This is a genomic window from Bradyrhizobium sp. AUGA SZCCT0176 (assembly GCF_018130145.1).
In the GTDB taxonomy this organism is placed as follows: domain Bacteria; phylum Pseudomonadota; class Alphaproteobacteria; order Rhizobiales; family Xanthobacteraceae; genus Bradyrhizobium.
Map to the genome: position 1 here is coordinate 375,106 of NZ_JAFCMB010000005.1, position 25,700 is coordinate 400,805.

Annotated in this window: 34 protein-coding genes and 2 tRNA genes; 18 read left to right on the forward strand and 18 right to left on the reverse strand. The window is 61.2% G+C overall.

Annotation, left to right across the window (positions count from 1 at the left end; translation table 11 throughout):
- Positions 1-158 precede the first annotated feature (158 nt).
- The 3 genes from JQ600_RS15545 to JQ600_RS15555 form a co-directional block, all read right to left on the reverse strand.
- Positions 159-575 carry a cupin domain-containing protein gene (locus JQ600_RS15545; protein ID WP_212385488.1) on the reverse strand — a complete coding sequence of 139 codons (417 nt, stop codon included), beginning with the start codon at positions 573-575 and terminating at the stop codon, positions 159-161.
- 852 nt (positions 576-1,427) lie between these two features.
- A complete protein-coding gene (locus tag JQ600_RS15550) occupies positions 1,428-4,061 on the reverse strand; it encodes an EAL domain-containing protein (RefSeq protein ID WP_212385486.1) in 2,634 nt (877 codons plus the stop codon).
- 323 nt (positions 4,062-4,384) lie between these two features.
- Positions 4,385-4,927, reverse strand: coding sequence for a lipopolysaccharide assembly protein LapB (locus JQ600_RS15555; RefSeq protein ID WP_212385484.1), 543 nt, complete (start codon positions 4,925-4,927; stop codon positions 4,385-4,387).
- Positions 4,928-5,252: 325 nt separating this feature from the next.
- Between JQ600_RS15555 and JQ600_RS15560 the strand changes: the two genes are divergently transcribed.
- A complete protein-coding gene (locus JQ600_RS15560) occupies positions 5,253-5,519 on the forward strand; it encodes a His-rich protein BRANT (RefSeq protein WP_211998036.1) in 267 nt (88 codons plus the stop codon).
- Positions 5,520-5,725: 206 nt separating this feature from the next.
- Positions 5,726-6,148, forward strand: a complete 423-nt coding sequence (locus tag JQ600_RS15565) for a hypothetical protein (protein ID WP_212385483.1) — start codon at positions 5,726-5,728, stop codon at positions 6,146-6,148.
- A gap of 15 nt (positions 6,149-6,163) precedes the next feature.
- Here the strand turns inward: JQ600_RS15565 and JQ600_RS15570 are convergent, their stop codons facing one another.
- A complete protein-coding gene (locus JQ600_RS15570) occupies positions 6,164-6,709 on the reverse strand; it encodes a MarR family winged helix-turn-helix transcriptional regulator (RefSeq protein ID WP_212385481.1) in 546 nt (181 codons plus the stop codon).
- A gap of 150 nt (positions 6,710-6,859) precedes the next feature.
- On the opposite strand from JQ600_RS15570, the gene JQ600_RS15575 reads away from it, so the two are divergent.
- The 3 genes from JQ600_RS15575 (at position 6,860) to JQ600_RS15585 (ending at position 9,402) form a co-directional block, all read left to right on the forward strand.
- Entirely contained in the window at positions 6,860-7,906 is a 1,047-nt protein-coding gene (locus tag JQ600_RS15575; protein WP_212385479.1) for an alpha/beta fold hydrolase, read from the forward strand.
- A 352-nt stretch (positions 7,907-8,258) separates the two neighbouring features.
- Positions 8,259-8,972: an outer membrane protein gene (locus JQ600_RS15580; RefSeq protein WP_212270245.1), complete on the forward strand. Its 714-nt coding sequence runs from the start codon at positions 8,259-8,261 to the stop codon at positions 8,970-8,972.
- 190 nt (positions 8,973-9,162) lie between these two features.
- Positions 9,163-9,402 carry a hypothetical protein gene (locus JQ600_RS15585; RefSeq protein WP_212036121.1) on the forward strand — a complete coding sequence of 80 codons (240 nt, stop codon included), beginning with the start codon at positions 9,163-9,165 and terminating at the stop codon, positions 9,400-9,402.
- A 93-nt stretch (positions 9,403-9,495) separates the two neighbouring features.
- Here the strand turns inward: JQ600_RS15585 and JQ600_RS15590 are convergent, their stop codons facing one another.
- The gene (locus JQ600_RS15590) at positions 9,496-9,759 is read right to left on the reverse strand and encodes a hypothetical protein (RefSeq protein WP_212270243.1); all 264 of its coding nucleotides are present in this window, start codon (positions 9,757-9,759) and stop codon (positions 9,496-9,498) included.
- Positions 9,760-9,967: 208 nt separating this feature from the next.
- Here JQ600_RS15590 and JQ600_RS15595 point away from each other — a divergent pair, with 208 nt between their 5' ends.
- From JQ600_RS15595 to JQ600_RS15605, 3 genes are all read left to right on the forward strand, one after another.
- Positions 9,968-10,078, forward strand: coding sequence for a glucose transporter (locus JQ600_RS15595; RefSeq protein WP_212385477.1), 111 nt, complete (start codon positions 9,968-9,970; stop codon positions 10,076-10,078).
- A 183-nt stretch (positions 10,079-10,261) separates the two neighbouring features.
- Positions 10,262-10,630: a hypothetical protein gene (locus JQ600_RS15600; RefSeq protein WP_212385475.1), complete on the forward strand. Its 369-nt coding sequence runs from the start codon at positions 10,262-10,264 to the stop codon at positions 10,628-10,630.
- On the forward strand, positions 10,627-11,475 hold the full coding sequence (locus JQ600_RS15605; RefSeq protein ID WP_212270240.1) for an alpha/beta fold hydrolase: 849 nt from the start codon (positions 10,627-10,629) through the stop codon (positions 11,473-11,475). Before JQ600_RS15600 ends, JQ600_RS15605 begins: the two co-directional genes overlap by 4 nt.
- An 87-nt stretch (positions 11,476-11,562) precedes the next feature.
- Here JQ600_RS15605 and JQ600_RS15610 read toward each other — a convergent pair whose 3' ends face one another.
- Positions 11,563-11,973 carry a hypothetical protein gene (locus JQ600_RS15610; RefSeq protein ID WP_212270239.1) on the reverse strand — a complete coding sequence of 137 codons (411 nt, stop codon included), beginning with the start codon at positions 11,971-11,973 and terminating at the stop codon, positions 11,563-11,565.
- Between the two features lie 285 nt (positions 11,974-12,258).
- Positions 12,259-12,552: a hypothetical protein gene (locus JQ600_RS15615; RefSeq protein ID WP_212385473.1), complete on the reverse strand. Its 294-nt coding sequence runs from the start codon at positions 12,550-12,552 to the stop codon at positions 12,259-12,261.
- Positions 12,553-13,108: 556 nt separating this feature from the next.
- Between JQ600_RS15615 and JQ600_RS15620 the strand changes: the two genes are divergently transcribed.
- Positions 13,109-13,384 carry a hypothetical protein gene (locus JQ600_RS15620; protein WP_212270237.1) on the forward strand — a complete coding sequence of 92 codons (276 nt, stop codon included), beginning with the start codon at positions 13,109-13,111 and terminating at the stop codon, positions 13,382-13,384.
- Positions 13,385-13,426: 42 nt separating this feature from the next.
- On the opposite strand, the gene JQ600_RS15625 is transcribed toward JQ600_RS15620, so the two are convergent.
- Positions 13,427-13,831, reverse strand: coding sequence for a hypothetical protein (locus tag JQ600_RS15625; RefSeq protein ID WP_212385471.1), 405 nt, complete (start codon positions 13,829-13,831; stop codon positions 13,427-13,429).
- Between JQ600_RS15625 and JQ600_RS15630 the strand changes: the two genes are divergently transcribed.
- The gene (locus JQ600_RS15630) at positions 13,830-14,093 is read left to right on the forward strand and encodes a hypothetical protein (RefSeq protein WP_212385469.1); all 264 of its coding nucleotides are present in this window, start codon (positions 13,830-13,832) and stop codon (positions 14,091-14,093) included. The two genes, JQ600_RS15625 and JQ600_RS15630, sit on opposite strands and share 2 nt — an antisense overlap.
- A gap of 831 nt (positions 14,094-14,924) precedes the next feature.
- On the forward strand, positions 14,925-15,164 hold the full coding sequence (locus JQ600_RS15635; protein ID WP_212270234.1) for a PilZ domain-containing protein: 240 nt from the start codon (positions 14,925-14,927) through the stop codon (positions 15,162-15,164).
- A 583-nt stretch (positions 15,165-15,747) separates the two neighbouring features.
- Here the strand turns inward: JQ600_RS15635 and JQ600_RS15640 are convergent.
- From JQ600_RS15640 to JQ600_RS15665, 6 genes are all read right to left on the reverse strand, one after another.
- A complete protein-coding gene (locus tag JQ600_RS15640; protein ID WP_212385467.1) occupies positions 15,748-15,933 on the reverse strand; it encodes a hypothetical protein in 186 nt (61 codons plus the stop codon).
- Between the two features lie 35 nt (positions 15,934-15,968).
- Complete coding sequence (locus JQ600_RS15645; RefSeq protein ID WP_249133646.1) at positions 15,969-16,151, reverse strand: hypothetical protein; 183 nt, start codon at positions 16,149-16,151, stop codon at positions 15,969-15,971.
- Positions 16,152-16,533: 382 nt separating this feature from the next.
- Positions 16,534-16,794, reverse strand: a complete 261-nt coding sequence (locus tag JQ600_RS15650) for a hypothetical protein (protein WP_212385465.1) — start codon at positions 16,792-16,794, stop codon at positions 16,534-16,536.
- Positions 16,795-17,817: 1,023 nt separating this feature from the next.
- A tRNA-Thr gene (locus tag JQ600_RS15655) sits at positions 17,818-17,892 on the reverse strand.
- Positions 17,893-18,066: 174 nt separating this feature from the next.
- Positions 18,067-18,396 carry a hypothetical protein gene (locus JQ600_RS15660; RefSeq protein WP_212270231.1) on the reverse strand — a complete coding sequence of 110 codons (330 nt, stop codon included), beginning with the start codon at positions 18,394-18,396 and terminating at the stop codon, positions 18,067-18,069.
- Between the two features lie 149 nt (positions 18,397-18,545).
- Entirely contained in the window at positions 18,546-18,890 is a 345-nt protein-coding gene (locus JQ600_RS15665) for a hypothetical protein (protein ID WP_212270230.1), read from the reverse strand.
- Between the two features lie 153 nt (positions 18,891-19,043).
- Between JQ600_RS15665 and JQ600_RS15670 the strand changes: the two genes are divergently transcribed.
- The 4 genes from JQ600_RS15670 (at position 19,044) to JQ600_RS15685 (ending at position 21,658) form a co-directional block, all read left to right on the forward strand.
- Positions 19,044-19,763: a dienelactone hydrolase family protein gene (locus tag JQ600_RS15670; protein ID WP_212489975.1), complete on the forward strand. Its 720-nt coding sequence runs from the start codon at positions 19,044-19,046 to the stop codon at positions 19,761-19,763.
- Between the two features lie 51 nt (positions 19,764-19,814).
- Positions 19,815-20,510 carry an urease accessory protein gene (locus tag JQ600_RS15675; protein ID WP_192733964.1) on the forward strand — a complete coding sequence of 232 codons (696 nt, stop codon included), beginning with the start codon at positions 19,815-19,817 and terminating at the stop codon, positions 20,508-20,510.
- A gap of 187 nt (positions 20,511-20,697) precedes the next feature.
- Positions 20,698-21,156: a hypothetical protein gene (locus tag JQ600_RS15680; protein ID WP_192733963.1), complete on the forward strand. Its 459-nt coding sequence runs from the start codon at positions 20,698-20,700 to the stop codon at positions 21,154-21,156.
- Positions 21,157-21,205: 49 nt separating this feature from the next.
- On the forward strand, positions 21,206-21,658 hold the full coding sequence (locus tag JQ600_RS15685; protein ID WP_212385461.1) for a hypothetical protein: 453 nt from the start codon (positions 21,206-21,208) through the stop codon (positions 21,656-21,658).
- Between the two features lie 60 nt (positions 21,659-21,718).
- Here JQ600_RS15685 and rlmB read toward each other — a convergent pair whose 3' ends face one another.
- A complete protein-coding gene (gene rlmB / locus JQ600_RS15690) occupies positions 21,719-22,546 on the reverse strand; it encodes a 23S rRNA (guanosine(2251)-2'-O)-methyltransferase RlmB (protein ID WP_212385459.1) in 828 nt (275 codons plus the stop codon).
- Positions 22,547-22,749: 203 nt separating this feature from the next.
- Between rlmB and JQ600_RS15695 the strand changes: the two genes are divergently transcribed.
- A tRNA-Tyr gene (locus JQ600_RS15695) sits at positions 22,750-22,835 on the forward strand.
- Between the two features lie 424 nt (positions 22,836-23,259).
- On the opposite strand, the gene JQ600_RS15700 is transcribed toward JQ600_RS15695, so the two are convergent.
- The 3 genes from JQ600_RS15700 to JQ600_RS15710 all read right to left on the reverse strand — a co-directional run bounded on the left by JQ600_RS15700 (position 23,260) and on the right by JQ600_RS15710 (position 24,980).
- Positions 23,260-24,063, reverse strand: a complete 804-nt coding sequence (locus JQ600_RS15700) for a glycosyltransferase (RefSeq protein ID WP_312017256.1) — start codon at positions 24,061-24,063, stop codon at positions 23,260-23,262.
- A gap of 23 nt (positions 24,064-24,086) precedes the next feature.
- The gene (locus tag JQ600_RS37580; protein ID WP_212385455.1) at positions 24,087-24,413 is read right to left on the reverse strand and encodes a glycosyltransferase; all 327 of its coding nucleotides are present in this window, start codon (positions 24,411-24,413) and stop codon (positions 24,087-24,089) included.
- A gap of 168 nt (positions 24,414-24,581) precedes the next feature.
- Positions 24,582-24,980, reverse strand: a complete 399-nt coding sequence (locus tag JQ600_RS15710; RefSeq protein ID WP_212385451.1) for a YciI family protein — start codon at positions 24,978-24,980, stop codon at positions 24,582-24,584.
- A 234-nt stretch (positions 24,981-25,214) separates the two neighbouring features.
- Here JQ600_RS15710 and JQ600_RS15715 point away from each other — a divergent pair, with 234 nt between their 5' ends.
- A complete protein-coding gene (locus JQ600_RS15715; protein ID WP_249119398.1) occupies positions 25,215-25,415 on the forward strand; it encodes a hypothetical protein in 201 nt (66 codons plus the stop codon).
- Between the two features lie 31 nt (positions 25,416-25,446).
- Entirely contained in the window at positions 25,447-25,668 is a 222-nt protein-coding gene (locus JQ600_RS15720) for a hypothetical protein (RefSeq protein WP_212264419.1), read from the forward strand.
- Positions 25,669-25,700 lie beyond the last annotated feature (32 nt).

Below are 25,700 nucleotides of genomic sequence, written 5' to 3' on the forward strand. Positions count from 1 at the left end.
CTCGCGCTGTTCGCTGCCCTCTTTGGGCGTTTCCTCCCTAGACTTGGGCCGCTTGTTCATTCAAGCGGCCCTTTTTTCTTCGCGTGGATGTGCCACAAGGCATGCCGATTGCGTCGGCTCGCTCGCCGGAGCGGATGATGCCTTCGGCTCAATCGGCCCTACCGCTTCACCGGTTCAGTGACTGGCTTACCCTTCTCGATCACGAATACGTTGAAAGTCTTTGCGGGCGCGCTTCCCTTGTTATTCGCCTCGTGAACGACACCGGGCTCATTGTGGTAGGATTGTCCAGCGGTATATGTCTTTGCTTCACTGCCTTCCTTTCGGCCGACGACTTCGCCTTCGAGTACGGTCGTGTATTCGTCGCCAGGATGTGTATGAAGACCCGTGCCTGAGCCCGGCGGCCACTCGACAATAAGCGTGAGAACTTCTTTGTCCGCCTGTCCGGTCAGCGCCGCCTTCTGCAGCGGAGTAACTTTCAGCTTGGGCGGCTCTTGCGCGCGAGCGGCTGTATTGGTCGCGCAAAACGCGATGGTTGCGATCAGTGCAAGCGGCGTAATAGTGCGGATGAGCTTCATTGGAATTCCCCTCGATATGGTCAAACAATAAAGTCTATCAGGTCCGTTTCGTTGAACCCCGCAGTGCTGTCGCCAAGCCAAACCATGAGTGGCTTTGCCTTCGGATTATAACTCTGCCAGTGCGTTCGGCCATCAGTTCAATCTTGCAGCCCGCGTGCGACAAAACAACCCGACGGGCAAATCAATCCTGATTTTCGGAAATCGTGTCAAGCTAAAAATTTCTGATAATCGAAAATATTTTCCTTTCTTTCGACCCAAATCACCGGCACATTCTCACCCATCCCGTCCCACTCAGAGGGGCGTCGGCCGTCGTCACGACGAGGGGCGGGGATGCGGTGGACGTGACAGTTGCGATTGACGGTCGTGACTGAAGCGTACGGCGAAAGCGTGTGGTCCTGGCGCCCGTAACGGCGTCAAGCCTTTCGGGAGTCAACGCATCCGAGGGGCGACGGTGGCAATAGAGGCCGTCTCACCGGGGAGAGCGCGTTATAAGCCGTAAAGCCATTGCGCAGGGAATGTCGGATGTTCTCCGCTGCCCTGTATGCTCATGTGCAGCATTCTTATGCACAATCGCACATGAGACCGCGGGTGCAGCGCGCATCCGGCATTCCCTGCGCCCTCAATTTTCGAGGGCAAGGAAATTTCTGGCAAAACTCGGGCGCAATGCGTCGCGAGAATGCGACATCATGTTTGGGCCTCGGTGCAGCGACAAACATCGCTGTCGTCCCGGCCTTGAGCCGGGACCCATAGCCACAGGAAGAAGTTTTGCGAACGGTCTCTGTTGCCGAGCCTTCACCGAGAGATCACGCGGTATGGGTCCCGGCCTGCGCCGGGAAGACGATGAAAGCGGCTTTACGAGTTCGTGCCGGAAGCGGCGCGCGGTGAAGCCTCGGCCAGCGATCGTCCGACGTGCCTCAGCATCCTGCTCGCCTGCGCGGCGCTATGGTCGAGCAGCCAGCGGCCGAACGCGTCGGGCGACAGCGCGCGGGCGTAGAGAAATCCCTGCACCACGTCGCATCCAAGTTCGGTCAGCAAATTCAGCTGTCCGTCGCTTTCGACGCCTTCGGCGACGACGGTGAGATGCAGGCTCTGGCCAACGCGAACCACCGATGTCACGATCGCCAGCGCGCTGGGGTCGCTCTCGACATCGTGCATGAAGCTGCGGTCGATCTTCAGCTCGCGGATCGGCAGATGCGCCAGCCGGCTGAGGCTCGAATAGCCGATGCCGAAATCATCCAGCGACAGGCCGACCCCCAGGTCGCGAAGCGCATGCATCGTCTCGATCGCAACCGAGCGCTCGTTCATGATCACGCCTTCGGTGATCTCGAGCATCAGCACTTCCGGCGGCAGGTCATGGTCTGCGAGAATCCCGGCGACCGTTGCGGCCAGGTTCGGATTCTGGAAATTGATCGGCGACAGGTTGACCGACACACAGGGGATATCCACGCCGGCGCCGCGCCATTCCGCCATTTGCCGGCAGGCCTCGCGGAGCGACCACATGCCGATCTGTTCGATCAGTCCGCACTCTTCGGCGAGCGGGATGAACTTCGAAGGCGAGACTTCGCCGAGCACGGGATCATACCAGCGCGCCAGCGCCTCGACGCCGTAAATGCCGCCGTCGCTGGTCCGGATCTGCGGTTGATACTGCAACTGCAGAACTTCGTTTGCGAGCGCGCGCCGCAGCGCCGCGCTGTGGGCCAGCCGCTGTTCGGCCAGCCGGTCCATGTCGGCGCTGAAGAAACGAAACGTGGAGCGGCCGGCCTGCTTGGCCTTGTACATGGCGGCATCGGCCTGCTGGATCAGCGTATCGATATCGGTGGCGTTGTCCGGATACATGCTGATGCCGATGCTGGCGGACATCGCGACCTGCTTGGCGCCGATCTGAATTGGATTGACCAGCGCCTCCGTCAATCGCGACGCCATCAGCGAGGCTTCGGCCGCGTTGCGGTTCGGCAGCACGATCACGAATTCGTCGCCGCCGAGGCGCCCCAGCATGTCGCCCGGCTGGATCTGCGCGCGCAGGCGCTGGGCAAATCCGACCAGCAATTCGTCGCCGGCCGAGTGTCCGAGCGTATCGTTGACGTCCTTGAAATTATCGATGTCGAGAAACGCCAGCGCAACGTGTCCTCCGTCGGCGCAGGCGTTGGTCGCCTCAAGGATCAGATCGCGCAGGCGCGCGCGGTTCGGCAGGCCGGTCAGCATGTCGTAATAGGCGAGCCGCGCGATCTGGGCGCGGGCCTCCTTGCGCTCGATCGCGAGCCCGCCGAGATCGACGCAGGCGTCGACGATCCGCTGATGCCAGCGGCTGGGCGCGCGACATTCCCGGTAATAGAACGCGAAGGTCCCGATCACGCGCCCGTCCTTGCCCTTGATCGGCGTGGACCAGCAGGCGCGCAGGCCAACCTCGAGCGGGCGGGTCTTGAACGGCTGCCAGCGCGGGTCGGTGTCGATGTCCTCCGCCAGCACCGGCTTGCCGAAATAGGCCGCGGAGCCGCAGGAGCCGATGTTCGGACCGATCGCGACGCCGTCCAGCGCCCGCGAATAGTCCTCGGGAAGGCTGGGGCCGCCGAGCGGGTGAACCAGTCCGCCGGCGTCGATGTGAAGCAGCGAGGAGACGACGTCAGGCGCGATCTCTTCGACGCGCCGGCAAAGCCGGTCGGCGATGTCGGCGATCGGGATTTCATCGGCCAGCGCGCTCATGATCAGCTGCTGCAGCGAACGCAGCTGCTTGGTCTCGGTGATGTCGGTCAGCAGGGCGAACATGTAGTTGGACCGTCCGCGGCCGTCACGGAACGTCTTGACGTTGGCCGAAACCCAGATTTCGTCGCCGTTCTTGTCGTAGGCGAGGACTTCCTCTTCGCCGCCGGCTTCCTCGCCGACCCAGCGTCGCAGCCTGGCCAGCGTCCTGCGGTCGGTATGGCGGCCCACCAGCAGTTCGCCTGCCTGCCGGTCCTTCGCCTCTTCAAGCGAGTACCCGAACATTCCCGTAAACGCGGCATTGGTGTAGACGACCCGCAGATTGCGATCGGTGACGACAACGGCGCGGCTGGTCCGGTCGGCGACCAGCGAGAGCAGGGCCAGCCTTTCACGCCGGGCGACCTCCTTGGTGATGTCCCGCACGAATGCGATGGTGCGGCATTGACCGTCGATCTCGATGTTCGAAAGCCAAAGCGCCACACGAATCCGGCTGCCATCCTTGCGCGCGATCGTGATCTCGGCGGTGCGTCCATGCGGAACGTCGTTGCGGCTCACCTGGTCCGAGGCCGGCGTCGCGACATGATGATGTTGCAGGTCCTTGAGGCCGAGATCGCCGACATGGCAGCCGAGCGCTGCTGCGCGGTTGAGCCCGAAGATCAGCTCGGCCGCGGCGTTGCAATAGCTGACGTGAAGCTCGCGATCCAGGATCAGCACGGCGTCGTTCGCCCGCTCAAGCGCGGCCAGCAGAACGTCCGGCGTTTCGGCCACGGGGTAATCGCCTGTGCTCATCATCCAACCCTGATACCCGCCTGGAGCCCATCGGGGCCTTGGTCCGATAGGGCGGCGGCGTCATTTTGGTGAAAAGCCTAGGGAGCATGGGTGTTGAAATGGTTCTTCGATCCCGCCCCGGCTGGCGGAAAGAGATCATCCTTAAGGATTCGCTAATAAATATCCGAAGCAACCGGCATCAGCGGCCAGGCTGCAGCGCAATTTCCGTGTGCCTGGCAGAAAAAGGAAAGGTGCCGGCGGCGGATCGCGTCGGCACCCATCCATTTTCGTATGCTTGCTCGTATTCCTGCGCCCCCCGCCACGAAGCGAGGGCCGTTGACGGCTCAGTAAACCAGACCGGTTCCCGGCGGCTTTTCGAGCGCTGCGGCGAGCGAGCGGTATTCCTCGCTCGAGGTGCCGGCAAGCGCCGCGATCTTGTTCAAATGGTATTGCGCGGATTCGCGGTTGCCCTGTTCGACCTGCCACAGGCCGTAATATTGCCAGGTCTTGACGTGGGTCGGATCGGCCTTGAGCGCGCGCTCGTACCAGATCTGCGACACCTTGTAGTCGCCGAGCTGGCGATAGGAGTAGCCGATCAGATTGGCGACCGCGGCGCTGTCGTCGCGGCCGAGCGCCTTCAACTGTTCGATCGCCGAGGCGTAGTCGTTGCGATCGTAGATCGCCGCATAGGCGGCGCGATAACCGGTTGCAAATGCGGTTTCCTGCGTGCTCGGGCGCACTTCGCTGGATTTCTTCTTCTTGGCCTTTTGCGCCGGCGGCGGCGGATCGTTGTCGGGTGCGGCGTAGACCACGCTGACGACGGGAGCCGCCGTTAGCGCCAGCGTCAACATCGCCAGCGTCAGAAGCCTAATAGCAAGTTTGGTCATGCGTCTCTCCAGTTGAACAGATCAAGAAACCCGACTTCGAGAAAATCAGTAGAAAAGGATGGTGCCATCCATCCTATACCGAAGCTCGTTGATTTGAACACCTGGCGGTTGGGAACATTCCCAAACGCTTAATGCCATTCCCGTGATTTTTGCGCTGCGGCCGTATTGCGCTGGGAACATGACGAAGATGTCATGCAGATGAATGAAGTCCGGCGTCGCGCTTCACGACGGGTTCAGCGCGTGGTCGCTAGCGTCGTCTGCATGATCAGCGAGGGGTCGGTCACGTGGCCGGAGAGTCCTGCGATCCATGGAAGAGGAGACAACCATGTTCAAGACCATTTCCGCAGCGCTGCTTGCCGTATCGGTTCTCGCCGCACCCGCGCTGGCCGGTTCGCCCGGCAAGACCATGCACGCGCCGATCAGGGCGGAGCAGGCGAACGCGAAGTTCTTCAATGCCAATGCGCGGATGGGCCGCCATCACCACAAGCATTATCGCCACCATCATCGCCACCACAAGCACATCGGCTTGCTGAAGACGCACACCACCCCGAAAGTCGTGATCAAGCACGTTCCGCACGGCAAGCGCGGCTGATAACTGATCCGCGGGCGCGGTTCGATCCCATTGCCCCCGACGCGCCGGTGGGTATCAGGCCAACCCACGCGCCATTGCTTCCCCAATGGCCGTGGGTTGGCGCCGTTTTCAGCGGTCCAATCCGGGCGCGATAACCGAGTTGCGAATTCCATTTCGGCGCCGCCCGGTCTAAGAGATAGCCTCGGGGGCAGGTGGAAGACTTACGCTTGGGGACATCAGCAAAATTTGCGGCGACCGTGTTGCTGCCGATCGTGCTCGCGGCCTGTGCGGGCAGCGACGAGGGCAGGAGCATCACCTATACCGACGACCGCGGCGTCTCCAATCAGCCGTTTCCCAACAATTACAAGGGCGAGATAGTCTCGTTCATGAAGACCTATCTCAACAATCCGGTCGGCGTGCGTAACGCCGTGATGGCGGAGCCGATACAACGCGTCGTCGGGGGACGGCTGCGTTACGTCAGTTGCCTGCGCTTCAGCCCGCGCGATTCCGACGGCAATTACGCCGAACCGCGCGAACGCGCGATACTTTACGTCGATGGCCGGCTCGACCGCATTATTGAAAACGCCAGTGAGCCCTGCGCCGGTGCGGTCTATGCGCCATTCCCCGACCTGGAAAAGATGGCGCGGTAGCGATCAGCGCTCAGGTTACGCGCGTTGCTTTGCCACCGCGGGAGAGGGGCTTGCCGACGCGCCGGTCGGCCTATCCTGCATTGATTTGATCAGGTTGTTGCGCACCGTGACCACCGCCTTCTGCAGCTTGGGGAATTCCTCCGGTGAAAGCCCGGAAGCCTTCACCAGATTCCTTCCTCCGAGTTTTTCGCGGAGGCCGCGCCCGGCCTCGGTCAGGCTGACCAGCACCTGGCGTTCGTCGGCGGCATCGCGCTGCCGGCGCAGATAACCCATCGTCTCGAGCTTCTTCAGGATCGGGGTCAGCGTGTTGGATTCGAGAAACAGCTTTTCGCCGAGACTTGAAACCGTCTGATTGTCGTTTTCCCACAACGCCACGATCGCAATGTATTGCGTGTAGGTGAGGCCGAGTTCATCGAGAAGCGGTTTGTAGGCCCGGCCAAAGGCGAGGTTGGCCGAATAGACCGCAAAGCACAGGAAGTCGGCGAGCTTGGGATCCGATGGCCGGGGATCCGCAGACGTTGGGCTCGACGATGTTGGGTTCGAAGACTTGGTCGGTTTCATCCTGATGCTCCCGGACACACCTGAATCGTGACGTCCGGTGAGCATATATATCGGATACGATTAAATCGGAAGGGTTGACATCAGGATTTATGACGCTAATTAGATCGTGTTCGAATAAATCGTATTCGATGCATCTCGAAGGAGACCCAAATGTCCGACACCATCAACCTTGGTCGCCGCCGTTTTCTTGGCGCCGCGGCCACGACGCTGGCAGCCGCCCAGTTCGCCCTGGCTGGCCCGGTCGGCGCCCAGTCCGGTAACGCCAAACCGGTGACGGCGATCAAGCCTGGGACGCACACGTCGTTTCCTGCCATCAAGCAGGTCAATGCCGGCCTCCTCAATGTCGGATACGCCGAAGCAGGACCCGCCGATGGTCCCCCGGTCATCCTCCTGCACGGCTGGCCTTACGACATTCACGCCTTCGTCGACGTCGCGCCGATCCTGGCCTCGGCCGGCTTCCGGGTGATCGTCCCGCATCTGCGCGGCTACGGCAGCACGCGGTTTCTCTCCAGCGACACGCTCCGCAACGGCCAGCAGGGCGCGCTCGCCGTCGACGTCATTGATCTGATGGATGCGCTCAGGATCGAGAAGGCGGTCATCGCCGGCTTCGACTGGGGCGCGCGGACCGCCGACATCGTCGCGGCGATCTGGCCGCAGCGGGTCAAGGCGCTGGTCGCGGTGAGCGGCTATCTGATCGGCAGCCAGCAGGCCAACAAGGCGCCGCTGCCGCCGAAGGCAGAGCTTTCCTGGTGGTACCAGTATTATTTCACCACCGAGCGCGGCCGGGCCGGCTACGAAAGATATACCCGCGATTTTGCCCGGCTGATCTGGCAAACGGCTTCGCCGAAGTGGAATTTCGACGACGCGACCTTCGAGCGCAGCGCGGCCTCCCTCGACAACCCGGATCAGGTCGCCATTACGATCCACAATTATCGCTGGCGGCTCGGCTTGGCCGAGGGCGAGGCGAAATACGACGATCTGGAGAAGCGCCTCGCCGCATTCCCGGTGATCTCGGTGCCGTCAATCACCCTCGAAGGCGATGCCAATGGCGCCCCGCACCCCGATCCTGCCGCCTATGCCAAGAAGTTCTCAGGCAGATATGCACACCGCCTGATCACCGGGGGCATCGGGCACAATCTGCCCCAGGAGGCTCCGCAGGCGTTTGCCGAGGCGGTGATCGAGGTCGCCGGCTATTGAGCCGGGACGGGCTTCCGGGAGCCTGAAATCGGGCATCCCGGAAACCCCGAATGGCGCACTCTAGCGGCGGGTCCTCCGGCTTAGCGGTGGGTCCTCCGGCTCGAAAAGATGAACGGAATTCAATCACTTTTTGGCGACCCTTGAACCTTGCCTTAGTTATCTCCGACATCAACAAAGCGGGATACCCGTCAGTTAACGCAGGAAAAAACCTTATATGCGAGGGAACTAAAGCGCTTTGTTGCCGCGCCGTCACAGTTGAGCACCGTCAGGTGCTCCGGCATTGCCGCAAAGCAACCTAATTGAGGTCACGTTGTTTGGCTTGATGACGGAACGTTAGTCACGGGGAATGAAGATGAAAAAGATTTTGCTCGGCGCTGCCGCGCTGGCCGCAATGGCGGCTCCTGCTTTCGCGGCGGACATCCAGCCTCGCCCTTATACCAAGGCGCCGGCCTACACCGCGCCGGCGCTCGTCTATAACTGGACCGGTTTCTACATCGGCGGCCACGTCGGCGGGGCCTTTGCGGGCACCGACTCCCTGCAAAGCAGCGACGCGCGCTTCCTCGGCGGTGTGCAGGGCGGCTTCGACTACCAGTTCGCGCCCAACTGGGTGGTGGGTGCCGAAGCCCAGTACAGCTGGCTGAACGGCGGCAGCAATAATGGCGTGCTGTTCCCGGGCGGTACGCTGGTGACCAGCAATACCGACCAGCTCGGTTCGGTGACCGGCCGGGTCGGCTACACCTGGGGTCCGGCGCTGCTCTACGCCAAGGGCGGTTATGCCTGGCGGGACGGCAACAATCTCGGTGTCACCGTGGGCGGCCTGCCGGCGGGCTTTACCACCAACGGCAACCGCAAGGACGGCTACACGGTCGGCGGCGGTCTCGAATACATGTTCGCGCCCAACTGGTCGGCCAAGGCCGAGTACCAGTATTATGATTTCGGCAAGACCACCTTCACGGCTGGCCCCGCCGACATCACCGGCCAGAGCTTCCGGAACGACGAACACACCGTCAAGGTCGGCGTGAACTACCGGTTTGGCTGGGGTGGCCCCGCGGCCTCCAAATACTGACGGGCTTGCTACGTAACCAGACGAGAAAAGGCCGGCGGGAAGCCGGCCTTTTTTTTTCAGGAGGCGCTGCAGGAGGGCACGAACGGCTATCCGCAGCTGTTGGCACCCCGCAAAAATAATTTTCGCGGTGCACGCAACTTTTTGTCATCTTCGGCTATTATGGTCCAGTCGGCTGGTTGGACAATCAAACATGCGTGCTTTTGCGTTAGGGCTGATATTTTCCGCAGCGTCGCTGCCATGCCTTGCTCAGACTGTCCTGAAATCAGAACCGCTCATCCTTGCTCCCTATGAAATCGCCTTCGTGCAGGACGCCAACTGTCCGGTCGGGAAGGTGCTCAAGGTGACCGGCGCGATCAGGGGACTGAACCGTCGCAAGGCTTGCGTCGTGCTCGCCTCGGAACAGGCTTCACTGGCAGCCGCGACGCCTTAAGAAGGCGATCGTTCGATTTTTTCCTCCGGCCGTAAGGCGGGGCCGGTCGCCTGCGCCTCTATCTCCGCCAGCAATACCCGCGAAGCGGCTGCGTCAGGCCGCTTTCGAACCCAACTGCAGCACCGATCGGGCGTCGCGCTCGGCCTCGGCCTTGTTGCGCGCCGGATCTTCGTCCGGGTCCGGCTGGCAGGGCCTGATTTCGTAGTCATTGTCCAGCACCGGTCGCGGTTCGGATCTTTCCTCATCGGAAACCGCATCGACCACGAGCCCCGACTGTCGGGCCAGCCTCCAGACATCGGCCTCGGTCGGATAGGCCTTGCTCAGCTTGGCCTCTTGGCAGAACAGCGCGTAGGGCATGCAGGGGGGCTCCAAGAAAAACGGTCAACGTTGCAGCCCCATTTGGGTTTCAGGCTTGGCTGCTATGCCATTCCTTCAGAGCTCGGGAAGGCAAAAATGGTCCGTTTCGGCGGTATTTTGGCGGAGTCCCTGAGTCGTAAACGAGTCATGAATCCCGGAAAAAAGAATCCCCGAGACTCCTCGGCTAGAATCGCTGGATGTTTCGGCCATGAGAACGATCCTCCAGACCCACTCCTGCGAGCGTGTCCAACTCACGCTCACGGTCGCGCTGCTGGTGGCTTGCGCGGCCAACATCGCGCTGGTCTACGCCTGGCTGTAACGGCCTAGTTCGGCTTGAGCCGAACAGGCTTCTTTTTTGACGCGTTTTCTTCACGTGAACCGGGGTCCACTTCGCTTGAAAACGCTATGTCGATTGACCTCGCGTCCAATCCACCCATCATGCAGACAATAAAGCGGGCCGCGGCGAGCGGCCCGACGACGACATTGCAGGGACGGGGTGGGAATGATCGAGACGCTGCAAGCGCGGGTCAATGGCGATGCGGGACTGGTCCGGCGCGGCCGCTATCTCACGACCAGCTTCCTACTTGAGGTCGGCCAGTCAGCCTTTCTGATTTCGATCCATGAGGGCCGAATCGTGTCGGTGACGCCAGGGCCGCTGGTGATGCCGTCTTCGGCCTTCGCGCTTCGCGCCTCCGAGGAGGAATGGAAGAAATTCTGGAGCGAGCGCCCGCCGCCGGGCTCCAACGATTTGCTGGCGCTGATCAAGCGGCGCGTGCTGAGGGCTGAAGGCGATCTTCAGATCTTCATGGCCCATCTGCGTTACTTCAAGGAAGCGCTGGCCAAGCTCCGCGCTACGGGAGCCGCCGCATGAGCGCGAGGTTCGAGCCTATCGTCGGCCGCTACATGCATCTGGAATTGTTCGGCCGGCCGCACCGCATCTATGTCGAGCAAGCGGGCGAGGGCACGCCGTTACTGTGCCTGCACACCGCGGGCAGCGATGGCCGGCAATACCGCGCGCTGATGAACGACGCGCGCGTCACCTCAAAACATCGCGTGATCGCCTTCGACATGCCCTGGCACGGCAAATCCTCGCCGCCGGCTGGCTGGCACGAGGAGGAATACCAGCTGACCTCGGCGCAATACACGACCATGGTCCTGGAAATTTCGGCGGCACTCGAGCTCGACAAGCCGATCCTGATCGGCTGCTCGATCGGCGGCCGCATCGCGCTGCATCTGGCGCTCGAACACCCCGAGCGCTTTCGCGCCATCATCGGCCTGCAGGCCGGCGCGCATGTCGATCCCTATTACGATTTGAATTTCCTGCACCGGCCGGATGTGCATGGCGGCGAGGTCTGCGGCGCCATCGTCTCCGGACTGGTGGGCCCCGATGCGCCGGACAGCGAGCGCTGGGAAACGATCTGGCACTATATGCAGGGCGGGCCCGGCGTCTTCAAAGGCGATCTCTATTTCTACAAGCTTGACGGCGACATCCGCGGCCGCGTCGCAGAGATCGACACCGGGCGTTGTCCGCTGTTTCTGCTGTCCGGCGAGTATGATTACTCCTGCACCCCGGAGGAGACGCTTGATGTGGCGAACAGCATCAGGGGTTGTGAAGTCACCATCATGAAGGGGCTCGGCCACTTCCCGATGAGCGAAAATCCGGAGCTGTTTCTGACGCACCTGCTGCCGGTGCTGGAGAAGATCGGCAGGGCCTAAAGGGTTTTCAAGCGAAGTGGATTCCGGTTCGCGTTAAGAAAACCCGTCAAACAAAAGGACCTGAAACCAGAGGACCTGGGCGAACGGCTATTTGCCCCGCGGCGGCGGTCCGGTGTCTTCGTGCAGCGCGGCGTGGACCTTGGCCATGGTGGCGCTGCAATAGGCCTCGCGCTCGCGGTTGAAGCGCTCCTGATGCGCGCGGAAATTGGCGACACGGGCGCGGATCTCGGACTGGAAGTCGACCTTGGGCTCGGGACGTGCGCTCTGGACCGGCTTCGGCGGCGCGACGGAGATGGTTTCAGCCAGCATCGCCTCGATGTCAGGCATCGACACCGCGGGCGTGGCTTTGGGCACGTCAAAGCTAGCGGGCGCTTCCGGGCTTACGAAAGAGGCCGGATTCGCGAGGAATTGCGCGGCGTCCGGCTTCTTTCCGGTCACCGATTGCACGAATGCCATCGTCTGCGCGATCAGGAGGTCGCGTTCTTTCATCCATTTCATCGCACACCTCAGCCTAAATCATTCCAGCAAAAGGCCTTTGTGGAATCAAGTGCAAGTGTTGAACTTGGCTAATGAAGGCATTCGATTTGCCGGCGAGGTGACAAAAGGGCGACACAACAGTGGGGATACGCTGCGTAGCGCCTCCGCCAGCGGGTATCGGGGCGCCGCTGGGCCCAGACACAAAATGGCGAAACAACCCCATGCAAAGCAGAATAGGCAACTCGCAGCCCGGGTGTGCCTTGCGTAAGGCATGAGGAAACAGGGTCGGCCGTCACAGCCCGACCCTCAGCGCTCGCGTGGATTGGTGTTGGGCACGAACGGCGCGCCGATCACCCGGACCGGCGTTTGGTCGACAAGACGGGCCGGTTGCCGAGCCGCGGGCGAAGCCGCGGCGGCGTTGGACGACGACGAAGACGTCGCGGCGGCCGACGACGACGATGTCGCGGCGGCATAGACCGGCCTGGTTTTGCTCACGGCGGAGGCGGGTTCCCAAAAGCCAGCGGTGCCTGCGATCACAGCGCTCACCAGCGTCACGCCGGTGAGCAACACCAGATTGCAGTTTTCTTCCCGAATTCTCATGCAGCAAAAACGTGACCGGCCGGGGTTGGTTCCGGGAGGCCACGGGAACCCAAAATGCCGCAGGTATCGGATGGAACAAAGATTAAATGTGCACTTCGTAACACAGGGCGCGGAACGATTCCCGCGTTGCAACGTAAGGTCTGCGGACAGGCAAGCGGGAGATAACAGCGGTGGTGGGCAGGCAGTATCTGACGCGTCAGGCAACTACGCTTCTCAAATTCGCACGGACAGTCACGGACCCGAATGTGGCAGCGGGTCTGGTCGAGAAGGCCGCTGATCTCAAATCCCGGGTCGATGATCCGAATCGGTCGGACAAGAGTCCGAGAGCGCCGGATGTCGAGCGGATCAGCAGTCGATAGCTCGGCTACGCCGCCATGCTGGAAGGCCGCAGAATCTGCGTTCCCAAGCAGACGCGCGATCGACGAACCGCATTCCGGAACTCTGCTGAATCACCGGAACAGAACTCCGTTTCCCAAAAATGCAAAAACTAACCTGGGCAAGTTCCTGCAACAGGCTCGCTCGGCACGCGTTAACCCGGCAACGGAAAGGAGCGCACATGCGAAAGATAGCACTCACTCTCGCGGCCGTTGCCGCGCTTGCGACAACCGCTGTCGTCAACTCGCCGGCCGAGGCCCGCGGCGGGCGTAACGCGGCGATCGGCTTCGGTGTGGCCGCAGGCGTGCTGGGCGCCGCCGCGGCAGCCAACGCCTACAACAGTGGCTACCATTATGGACCGAGGTACGGCTATTACGGCGGTGGGCCGTACGGCTATTACGACGATGGCCCGCGATACTATCGCCGCCACTATCATCGACACTACCATCATTGGTAACGAAGAGGCCCGGAGCAATCCGGGCTTTTTCTTATGCGCTGTTCAGACGAACAGCTTCGCGACGGCCAGCACGATCAAAGCTGCGATACAGAGATACATCAGGCCGAATAGGCGCCGGTCCTGTTTGGCGTGCCGTTCGGAAATCTTGCCAGTCATGAAATCAGTAAATGGATCTTGCACGGTGGCCCTCTGAAGCAAGGCCGTACAGGTTCTGATTTGCGATTCCCGGTCAAGAGTCGCTTGAGATTTTTTGATCTTGCGGTCTGCATAAAGCGGCTCACAGAGAACGGCGCCAAAAGTGTTCACTGTGAATAGCGAGGATAACGGGAAACTCGCCGTGGCTGTGAATATCGAGGATTGAGGGCAGAAAGCTGCTTTAGGTGCCGGACAATTCGAAGCGCGCACTTCAGAACCGTATTCATCAAGCCATTGTTCGGGAGGTGCCATGTTGAAGTATAATGGTGTCAGCTCGCCGGCGGCTTATGTCTGCCACGTGGTCTGCTTCTTTATCGGTTGGGCCGCGCTCGCGCTTTTCACCCTCAATCGGGTGAAAGTCGATCACTCCGAAGGGCCGAGCTGGAATCCATTTTCAAGATTGCCAGACGGCTCGCCTGCGATGTCCGAATACGCGGTGGATGTGCTCGGCGTCGGCGTCATCACAGCTGCGCTCGGGCTCGCGTGGCTGATACGGCGCTGGATGCTGATGTAAACGGTGCAGGCGTTGTTGTCGTATATGTGACTTTGAACGCGGACTGGTGCCGGTTGAGAGGATTAAAACTCCCGACCTTCGGTTTACAAAACCGTCCCGCATTCAATTATATCAATACCTTACGGCGATCGTGACCTATTGTCGGAAAATGTCATTTTTTGTGAACAGTTTTACAAGGCCGCTATCCAGAGCCCGCGCGTTAGGTTAAGTGACCCAAGGTTGGGACAACCGCGGAGTGATCATGACAACGGTGCAGGCCATTGCATTTGGGGCCATGCTAGCTTGGACCCCAGCGCTTATCATTATGGCGTTCTTGTTGTGGGAAGTTCCCGACCTCGACGAGAAGGATTAGCCTCGTTGCGTCGCCGGTGTCACCCGCGCTTTGCCTTGCCGTCGACCTGACGCTAGAGCGACAAACCATTTCCATTTTCGATCGATGCCCTGGACCACTCTGAGCAATGCCCGATACTCCATGATCTGGCTCCCTCCTCGGTCTCTCGCCTTACGGCTTCGCTGAGCGGGCTGTTCGACTTCAGCCGCTCTTTGCTCGGGAATAAGAACTCCCAAACGACTGCCCGCTATGTAGACCATCCGTGGATTCTGATGCCATCGAGGCCGGCGTGATGCCGGACGAGCCCGCTTGAGATCGGCGCGCGGCAGTCTGTTCGCCTGCAGCGATTGCTGTTCCAGAATTAACCCGCAACGCGGACATCAAGCTTAACACGCGAGTTTCGTTGCGACCGTTCTAAACAGGGTTAGCGTGGCTGCAAGTCGCGCAAATTGGTCGTCCCCCAGTTTGGCTTGCGTACTGCGCGGACCAGGGGTCGCTTCATGAAGACCGGTATCATCGAGTTCAGCGGACGCACAATCGCCTGTCTCATTCGCAACCAGTCCGAGACTGGAGCGGGGCTTGAGGTAGTCAGCCCGGTGGGCATCCCGGCGCAATTTACACTTCTGATCGCCGCTGAGCGCATCAGCTGCACGGTGATATGGCGAACCGAGAAGTTGATCGGCGTCAAATTCAATGGGTATTTCGAGGGAAGCCAGAAACGGTTCGGCGGGAATCAATGATATGCCACCCAGCGTCGTCCTACGCGGTCGACCTTAGCGGGATGGCGCTGGCCCGCTATGACATCGCCGCTACCAATTCGCAAACCGCGGAGCGGCGCGCGCGCCAAATATCTTGACCATCGAGATCTGGTCTCATGACCACCGGCGCGTTGGGCGGCGCATTCGCGCGAGTTAGCTGTTCCCGCTGAGATTCCCGCGCGGACCTTTGGTTCAAAAAGCAGGCCGCTGGCTCAAACAGCCGATTAGGGATTAGGGGGCGAAATATAGGCCAGTACTGCCTTTTTCTGTTCCGGGACTACTCACTCTGGAGGATGAACAGAGAGCGGCAAGATCGCGGCGCTGGCGAGGACCAAAAAGGGCCACCCAAAAAATTGAAAGGGACCAATCACCTAAGTGGATGAGGGAAAGGGTAAGGTCCGTCGTTTACCCGGTACAAAGCCCGGCAAATTTTGGACATTTTCAAAGCAATCCCAGCTCAACACCAGCTTCTTTCGATAGTGACGGGATGCTACCGAGCGAAATTCTCGGCCTTGTGCCACGACGCCAAGAGCGTCCGAACTAGGATATCAGACATCTTGCACGGTCATTTGCTGGCCATGGGGCGCGAAGCGGTTTGTACTGAATCACGATCAGGATCAGGATCAAGATCAAGGTTACTAGCGGCTTGCCTGCTCCGGCTAATCACAAGACCAAGGCAGCCCATTGCGATTAAAACAGCTCCAGCGATCATTAGCCAATGCGGCAAGTCAATCGACGACAGCAGGTCCATTTATTCCCCTTCGCCTACAGTTGGACCGTACAGCATCATTTGGTTTTTTGGGTATTGGCGGATGTCTCCCCGTCGAGCCAATCTTGCTCCTCGGCCAACGCGAGCCAAGCGGCTTCCATCCGCTTGAAACGCTTGTGAGCGGGCTCGTTCTCTGCAGCCTCAGCCAGACGCAGGCAGTTCTCCGCGTTCTGCCGGTAGATTTCAGATTGCTTTATCATTGCCGCGCCTCTTCGGCCCCATTTCTCTATCGCTTTTGGTCAGTCCAGCGGCAGTTGTAAGGAGCTTATCGGAAGAGCTCAGTCTTTATGTTCGGTCCAACTGCGTTCGCCGCACTGACATTCAAACATTCGTACCGTCAAGCCACGAGTTGGGTCCATCATCTTGTGAACCACTTTGGGCTGCGCGCCACACCTGCACCTGCGATGCTCGGGCTTCTCCGGTCCTGAGAGTTTATCGCTGCTTAAGTCGTTCATTGCTCACCCCGCCAAAGGTGAGTCAGTAAGTGCTAAAATGCACTTTGGTTCCCACCCGCTCGCGGAAAACGCGCTCATCACCCAAATGGGTTATATTCAAGTACCACTAACGGCGAGGCCGCAACCGTTAAGCAAACAAATCCGCGCCGGCCGGTGTGTACTTCACGAACGTCCTGGACTCGTGCAGCAGCCAGCCGCGCGCGACCGCGAGATCGAGACCAGCTTTGTACCCGGCCGGGCTGGCGCCTTCCTTGAACAGCATTGGCCCGTTGATCTTCTCAATGTGGATCCGGCCGTCTTGAATGGCTTCCGTAGCGTTGACGATTTCCAGCAGCTTGCGCGCGGCCTTCTCAGCGGCGGAATAGGGGCGGTCGCTGCTTGGCTTCATGCGTGCTGCGAATCCATATGTGCATCCTGAACGTGACGGCCGGTTACCGCTAATCTATCGCGGCGCCCGAGACAGCGTGCCCGTCCACTGGTTGATTGCGTCGGCAGCGGAAGGCCAGCGGCATGCATTGCGTATTTCCAAGCCGTCCAGGCGCGCTGGCGCCGATACTCGACGAAGTCGGCTTCCGTACATCGTGGCAGATAGTCTTCCACGCCGTTTCAAATCCGCCCCGCGCCTGGTCGAGAGAAGCCGCTACGGATTGCGGTTCGCAGGTGCGATCGGCACAACGAAAGAGGCCGCCAACCGAGGTACTCCAAACTAGTTCGGAACGATCAACCGAGTTGCGGTAATTTGGCTAACCGTAGGCCGCCTTTTTCCGCGTTGCCCACGGTTGGAATGGCGGCCCCAACTTAACCCCCAGCCCCAAGGTTGGGGCCGCTTCTCAGCGGCATCGCGAATGGAAGAGGCCGCCAACTGAGGCGGCCTACAAGGCGAACAATAGAATGCTGATGCCACCACGGCCGCGCGCTTTGCTACTTTTGAAACGGGGCGAGTTGCCGCCCGTTCCCCACACGGTGAGTGTATGAGCTCCAGCGAAAAAGCGGCCGTCAAAGTGTCAGTGGCCCCCAGCGGCCAAAGGCGAGAGCAAGTGATCGTTGGGGTGGCCTTCTTTGTTCCTGTTGTCCTTGCAATGGCAGGTTGGTTCTACCTGCTTAGCAGGCTCCTTGCGAAGACCTACGATTGGTTGTTTGCATAATTGCAGCGGAGCGCGCAGCGCAGCCATTGGTCGATTGGGTATTCTTGAGGCGGCTTTTGCCGGCCAATGAAAAAGGCCGCAGGCGTTGCGCGCTGCGGCCCGTCCGGGAAAATTGATTGTCAGTGCAATGACAATACTCCCAACCCCGGTAACGTCGAATCTGCCGCAAGACTTTCGAGCAGGGGAGTCTTAATTGGTGTTCCGAGAAGCGAAACATCCTGGATGTTGCTAGGCGGTGACAGTTCCTCGCACCACTCAAGAGACACTGGTGCCGGTTGAGAGGATTGAACTCCCGACCTTCGGTTTACAAAACCGCTGCTCTACCGCTGAGCTAAACCGGCGAATGAAGCGATGGCGGGCCAGACCAGATAACGCGCGGGGTTCCACCAATCTTCGGCGGTCGAATACCAGACTTGCCCGGAAAGGGCCAGCACCTCGAAAGCCGCTGCCATAACCCCTGCACATGAAAAAGGCGGCCTTCCGGCCGCCTTTTTTCGCTTCTCGATGCGCCAGCGTTATTGGCAGAGATGCCGCCGGCCGTCTTCGCCGCGGAACAGGGTGCCGGGGATGCAGACGAAGCCGTTGCGGCGGGCGTATTCTTCGCCACCGATCGGTTCGACTGCCATCGCGGACGCGGTGCCTGCGGCGGTGTTGCCCGGTCCGAAGCCGCTGCGGTCATTCCAGCGATTGTAGCTGTTCTGCCAGCTGCCACTCTGGCGATACGCCTGATCCGTATTCGCCTGACGCTGATAGCTGCCGGAGTTCGTGACCTGCTGCGCCATGGCCGGGCCCGCCAACGCGGATGCGATGATCGCAGCGGCGCCGAGGATCTTGATTGTTGTCATGCGGTTCTCCTTCTTTTCGTGACGCGAGGTTTCTCGTGACACCAGTTTTCGTCACGCCAAGCCAGGTCCGGGGTGCAAGGTCGTTCCGTATTTTCCCTGGCCGCAATTCAATTCGGCGTTATTGGCCCGGACTTACCGCTCACGCCTCGTCAGCAGGGGCGCCAGCGTCCGTCGGGGCCCATATACGTCGCGTCGGGTTGAATGCCGCAGGCGGGACGCAGGCTCTGCGGGCGTTGGACGGGATAGGCATAGGAATCGTCATAGGCCGGCCCGCCGTAATAGGCGTAGGAATCCCTGTTGCGGAACGGGGCGGTCGCAATCGCGCCCGCTGCGCCAACCGCACCGCCGACGACACCGGCTGCGACTTCGCCGGGCCAGAAGCCGGATGATCGATGGCGATAGTTGTGATCATTCGTCCACTGCTGCGCCATCGCAGGCGTCGCAATCGTCGCCGCCAGCAATGCCGTTGCGCCCAGAAGTTTCAGCTTTGTCATTGGTTGCTCTCCGCGAATGTTGTGCGGGGCCAACCGATCGCAGGGCTGGATGTTCCGATTTTGGGTTGTGCGGCGTTCAAACCGGTGTGATGTTCCTGTTCCCGCATTTTTGACGCCCACCCAACACCTTAAAAGAGTCGCTCAGAGAATTTTATGCCGACGCGTGACCTCGATTACCGCTGCGACGACGTCAATTTGCGGGGCTATCTCGCCTGGAACGACAATGCCGCAGGTCCGCGGCCGGGCGTGCTGGTGTTTCACGAGGGACTGGGGCTCGGCGAGTTTGCGATGGAACGCGCGCGGCGGCTTGCGGACCTCGGCTATATCGCACTCGCCGCCGACATGTTCGGTGACCGACGGCAGGCGATCAATCTGCAGCAAGTCGCGACCGTGGTCGGCGGCCTGCGTGCCGAGCCGGAAAAACTCCGCGCCCGCGGCCGCGCCGCGCTCGCGGCGCTGGCGGATTTGCCTGAGGTCGATACCAGCCGGCTCGCGGGAATCGGGTTCTGCTTCGGCGGCTCGGTGGTGCTGGAGCTCGCGCGCGAGGGCGCCGATCTCAAGGCTGTGGTCAGTTTCCACGGCGTACTGGCGACGAAAATGCCCGCGCAACCCGGCCGCGTGAAGGCCAGTGTGCTTGTCTTGACCGGCGCGGAGGATCCGCTGGCGCCGCCCGATCAGGTCGCCGCGTTCGAGAACGAGATGCGCGAAGGCCACGTCCGCGACTGGCAGGTCATCCTCTATGGCAACACGCTGCATGGATTCACCAATTCCGCCGCCGACGGTTCGATGATGCGCACCGCGCTCTACAATGAGCAGGCCGATCGCCGCTCGTGGGCAGCGATGCAAGGTCTGTTTGATGAAGTGTTGACCTGACAAGAGCAGTTGATTGGTGTTTGATAAGCGCTTGTAGCGCGCAGGGGGCATATGTTCGGAATTCTGGGGCTTGGGTTTTTGCTGGGCATGCAACATGCGCTCGAAGCCGATCATATCGCCGCCGTCTCCAGCATCGCCGCGCGCCGCAGCCGTGTCGGTGACATCGTCAAGCACGGGCTGACCTGGGGACTCGGTCATACGCTGACGCTGTTCGTCTTCGCCGGCTGCGCCATCTTGCTTGGCAGTGCGATCCCGGAGAGTGTGGCGCGTCCACTCGAGGCCGCCGTCGGCATCATGCTGGTCGGCTTAGGTGCGCATGTGCTGTGGCGGCTGTGGCGCGACCGCGTGCATTTCCACAAGCACGGCCATGGCGACGGCACCGTGCATCTTCACGCCCACAGCCATGCCGGAGAAACCACGCCGCATCTGCGCACCGCGCACGCCCATGAGCATGGTTTTCGCTGGCGCACGCTGCTGGTCGGGTTGATGCACGGCATGGCGGGCTCGGCTGCACTGCTGGTGCTGACGGTGTCGCAGGCGTCTAGCCCGGCGGCCGGACTCGGTTACGTCGCGCTGTTCGGGATCGGCTCGATGATCGGCATGGGCGCACTGTCCACCGTCATCGCCGTGCCGCTCGCGGTGTCCGCGCGCTGGCTCACCTGGGCCAATCGCGGCCTGCAGGGCGCTGTCGGTATCGTCACGATCGCCATTGGCGCAACGACCCTCGTTGAAAACCTGTTTGCGTGAGCAAAATCTGTTTGCCTCAGTCCGCTGGATCCGCTCGCCCCGTTAACAATTGCTGAGCGGGTTCGCTCGCAATTGAGCGGCGGGGGATGCTGACGCGTTAGCCTTACCGGCAGTTTGGTCCGGCCCCTTAACCCTTGGGGGTGCCCGTTCGACTAAATTGCGGTCAGAGCAAAACGGGGTCCCGGGCATGCGCATTGGCGTGACACTGGCCATTCTGATGGCGACAACGTCGACGGCCTTGGCCGGCGGCGGCTTTGAAATCGTGATTCCGGGTCGCCCCGGTGTTCCCGTCATCATCAACGGCGTCGATGCATCCTATTCGGTGGTCGAGGGCGACTGGGGCCTCCTCAGGGGCACGCATGTGCAGCCGACCGTCTATGGTGGCCGCTATGTCGATCCGGTGCCGCGTGTCGGCCATTATTATCCGAGCGCGGGTCATCTGCCAGGTTACGGCCGCCTGGAAATCGAGCCGCCGGCGAACCGAAGGTTGCCGCAGCCGGCCGAAAGCTATCACCAATCCTGGTCTGCACAGTCGGCGCCGCTGCCGGCGCAATCCAACGTGCCGGTCAATCCGCCCGAGATCATCTACGCACCGCAGGAAGACCGGCGTCGTCGGCATCCCACGGGACTGCTTCCACGCCCATAAAACCACGCCAACAAGAACACCAACAGGCAAACACTTACAGGAGAGAGTAATGCGTCATCTGATTTCAGGACTGGTCGCGGCCGTCGCCGTGATGGCCACTGCGCCCGCGATGGCCTGCGGTTACACGAGCTGCGGTTACGCTGCGCCCGTCGTCTACGCGGCGCCGGTTGTTGCGACCTATACCTCGGCGGGCTGCAATCCCTGTGGCGGCGTGGGTTGGGGTTATGCCCGGCTCGCCGATCCCGTGCAGCAATATTACTACGTCAACCAGGGCCCGACCTATTCCGGTCCCGGCGCCTGGGCTCCGGCCCGCGTCTATCAGGAAGACACCGTCGTCGGCTATCGTCCGTATTACGGCTACGGCTACGGCAGCGGCGTCGTAGCCCCGCGGGCCTACGGCTACCGCTACGGCGTTCGTCCGGGCATCCGTTACGGTTATGGCGCTCGCTATGGCTATGGCGTCCGTTACGGCTATCGCGGCGCGCGCTTCGGCCGTTATTGATCCGAACGTTCGAATCAAGACGTCGGCGCCCGTTCGCATCCCTGCGAGCGGGCGTTGTTTTTATTTCATCAATCCCAGCCTGGAGGCGCCGATATAGAGCGCCAGCACCGCGGCGTTCGAGACGTTCAGGCTCTTGATCTCGCCGGGCATGTCGAGGCGCGCCACAACGCTGCAGGTCTCGCGCGTCAATTGCCGCAAGCCCTTGCCTTCGGCCCCCAGCACCAGCGCAAGCGGTTGCTGTAGTGCGACAGCGCCGAGGTCTTCGCTGCCTTCGCTGTCGAGGCCAACGGTCATGAAGCCACGGTCGTTCAACTCGTTCAGTGCGCGGGCGAGATTCTGCACGGTCACCAATGGCACCATTTCCAGCGCGCCGGACGCCGACTTCGCCAGCACGCCCGTCGCTTCGGGGCTGTGACGCGCAGTCGTCACGATCGCCTTGACCGCAAACGCCGCGGCCGAACGCATGATCGCGCCGACATTGTGCGGGTCGGTGATCTGGTCGAGCACCAGCACGATGCCCTCCTGATCAAGCGTATCGATATCCGGCGAGGGCAGGGGATCGGCCTCCGCGAGCAGGCCCTGATGCACGGCATCGGGGCCCAGCCGCTGGTCGATCGCGCTCGGCCGGACGAGTTCCGGGGGCACGCGGGTGTCGATATTCTCGTCGGCGAGACGCCGGGCGGCGTTCTCGGTCAGAAACAGTTTGCGGATCTGGCGTTCCGGATTGGCCAAAGCCGCCGCAACCGTATGCCACCCATAAAGAATCACCGGGCCGTCCGGACTGGTGTCCCGGTCGCGCCAGGCCGGGCGACCGCCCGGTTTCCGGCCTTTTTCGAAGGGTTTGCCGCCGCCACGGCGGAACGGCGGTTTTCGGTCGCGATCGCTCATGGGCCAGCTTGTGTCACGGGTTCCGGATTATGGCAATTTGGCCCCTCGAGGCGCGTTTTTCGAGGCTTCCCTTGGTTGACTTTGCCATGGCCCTTCGCCCATAAACGCGCCCGACCGGGAGCGCGCCATCGGCTCCTGGTATTAACGTCATCCATGGCCTGTCCGCCGCCAATCAAGCGGTTGGGTTTGCGATGCAGTTAAACGGGGGAGTGTCCCGAGTGGCAAAGGGAGCTGACTGTAAATCAGCCGTCTTATGACTTCGAAGGTTCGAGTCCTTCTTCCCCCACCACGCTTCGCCCTGACGGGCTACGCGTGGCGCAGCCGCGCTAGACCGTCTGGTCGACGCGTGTCCGGCGTAGCTTGAGCGCAGCGAAAGCGAAGACGGACTCTGGCCGCCCTTGGCGAAGGCTGCCTCGCCGAAGCCCGGAGGGCGTAGGCGGGCCACGGGCTTCATCCTCTACTCAAGCCATTGAATCAAATGAATAAACTCCTCGGTGTAAATCGCCGATGGCACGATTAGGCCCGCTTGAGGCCAGTTCGAACAAGCTCCTCGCTGGTGGGCGCCTTTCTCCCTGCTCAAAACCACGGTGCGAGACCGCCTGTCAGCCTCCGTGGTGGGCGATCCCGTTGGGATGCCGGGTGGTCACCCCACGCTTACGGTAGTTGTCCACGGCCCGCGTACCGCCGGGAATTGCAGAACGGGACGCACTCGATCATTTCGCGGATGGCGCCGGAGGCACGCCCAGCAGTTTGGTGAATCGATCGGCAATCGCCGCCTGATTGAACTCCCGTGATTGGAAATGCCGGGAGGCGGCCTGTTTGTGCGCGGCCAGAAGGCTGGGGCTTTCGAGGTACCTGACGATTGCACCAGATAGGTCTCGTCTCGTCTCGGCGTCCGTTGTCGCCGACAGGATCTGTCCCGTAACGCCATCTTCAACCGCCTCCCGGCAACCGGGATGGCTGGATACGATCGATGCCAGACCGGTTGCGGCGGCCTCGATCAGGATGCGGGGAATGCCCTCGCCATACCTTGTTGGCAAGCAGACGACGTCGCATTGCCGCAGCAGGTCAGGCATGTCCCTGACGTGACCGAGAAAGCGGATCTCCTTCATCTGTTCGAGATCGCTGTGCGGAATCGCGTCGGGATCATGATCGTCCGGGAGCCCGGCAACGATGAACTCCACGTCGGGACGATGAGCCAGGTCGCGCGCCGCCATCAGAAACGCACTCAGGCCTTTCGACTTCAAAAGCCGGGAAGCGAACAGAATTTTTGTCGGGGGACCGGTTCGCGGCGTCTCCAGCGGATAAAGCAGATCGGGCTCCACACCGGCGCCGTCGATGAGCGAAGAATTCTTGTCGTTGGCGATGCCACGCTCTGCCCAAAAATCGCAATCGTGCTTGGTTTCGAAAGTGAAATGCACGCAATCCGGTCGTGCCAACATGCGAAACGCAAAGAGCGTCAGCGCGCTTGCGACCGGGTAGCGCCGTTGGCCGGGCGCTTTCGGCAAGGACATCATCCGGCCCAAACCGGGAATGGTAATCAGAATTCGTTTCGGAAAAGCGTGGAGGAAACGCGAGGCGATCGACACAAATCCGGAAAAATGGCGGGCTTGAGCGTGACAAGATGCACGGCGTGCGGCTTGAACGAGCGGATCGTTCGCGCGGTCCGGATCATCAGCGCCGCATCGCCGAGCGGATCGAATTTGAAGCGCTCGATGGGTACGTGAATGTATTTCCAGCCCTGAATGCGGTTTTCGGCAATTTGATTGCCGCCGGCAATAACCGTCACGTCAACACCGATGGACGTCAGATGGGTGACGACGGAGAGACGATGCCTAAGGAAGTAGGCGCCATCGTTGCAAATCACGAGAACCCGATATCCGGTGCCGTCGTTTGATTTCCTCGGCCTGCTTGAGTTCGTGAGCGCCGTTCTGGAGCTGATCGGGGCAGTGATTTCCGGCGTTGTAAAGCTTGCCAGCGATGTGATTCGCCGGTTGACCGGACCGCCAAAACTCCAGCCCTGGGCGTCGTAGCCCTAGGTGGTGGTACCATCAGGCGCCTCCGTGGTCGGGAACGGCTTGCCGGGAATATAGAGGGCGATCGGGCGGATCTCGTAGACCGCGGTCGGATTGACCTTGCGCAGGTCGCGGGCCACCGCGATCGCGGCGTCGTCATCGGCGCAGTCCACGACATAAAGTCCCAGCAACTGCTCCTTGGTTTCGGCAAACGGCCCGTCGATCACGACCCCGGCGCCCGGTCCTCGCAAGGTGCGGGCCTTGCCCGTCGCCCCCAGCCGCGCCGACGGCCCCAACAATTTCTGTTCGTTGAGCCGGTCATGAACCCCAAGCAACTCGGTCATCAGGGCGGCGTCCTCCGCCGGCGTCCAGGACATCACCTCGGCTTCCACGTGGTAGGCCAGAATGGCGTAAAGCATCGATATCTCCTTGGCTAAAGCGTTTTCGAGCGAAGTGCGTGAACCTGCGCGGACGTTTGGCAAAAGCCTGTCTCGACAATTCCGTTTCAGCAAAGTGTCGGACGATCGCCGGGTGAGGCAGGTCACGAAACATTCCGGAAACACGATATAGGGGCGCGGTGCTTGAACGCGCGGTGGCAGGTTAACGACTGATGAATAGAACGCAGCAACTGCGCATCATCCACGGAGACGGTCATGCAACGCAAGCCAGCCTCGATCATCAGTGACGCCACCCGGTCCCATTCGGCGTCGCCCGCATCGACGCAGCCCGGCGATTGGCACGATGTCTCCGGCCATCACCGCTATTACGGCAGCTCGGCCACCAATGGCGGCGAGAACATTGTCGAAAGCCGCCGCGGCGCGCGTCCGCGATCGGTCAATCTCTGCGGCTTCTGACCGGCCTTCGCGTTAGCGAGACCATCCCCCAATGGCCGACGTCACCCTGGGCGCGCTCTTCATCCTGTTCCTGCCGTTTCTGGTGTCGCTGTTCGGGCAGGGCGGAATGGCGAAGATGCTCACGCTGGTGACGAGCATTCTGGCGCTGCTGCTCAGCGTCAAGGAATACGGCGCCGTACTTCCCTGGATCACCGGCATGGCGATCGCATTGGCCTCGGTATGGGAAAGAATCCGGCAGCGCCGGATGGCGTGAGCCGTCGGCTCAAAAGCTTCTGAACCTCTGAA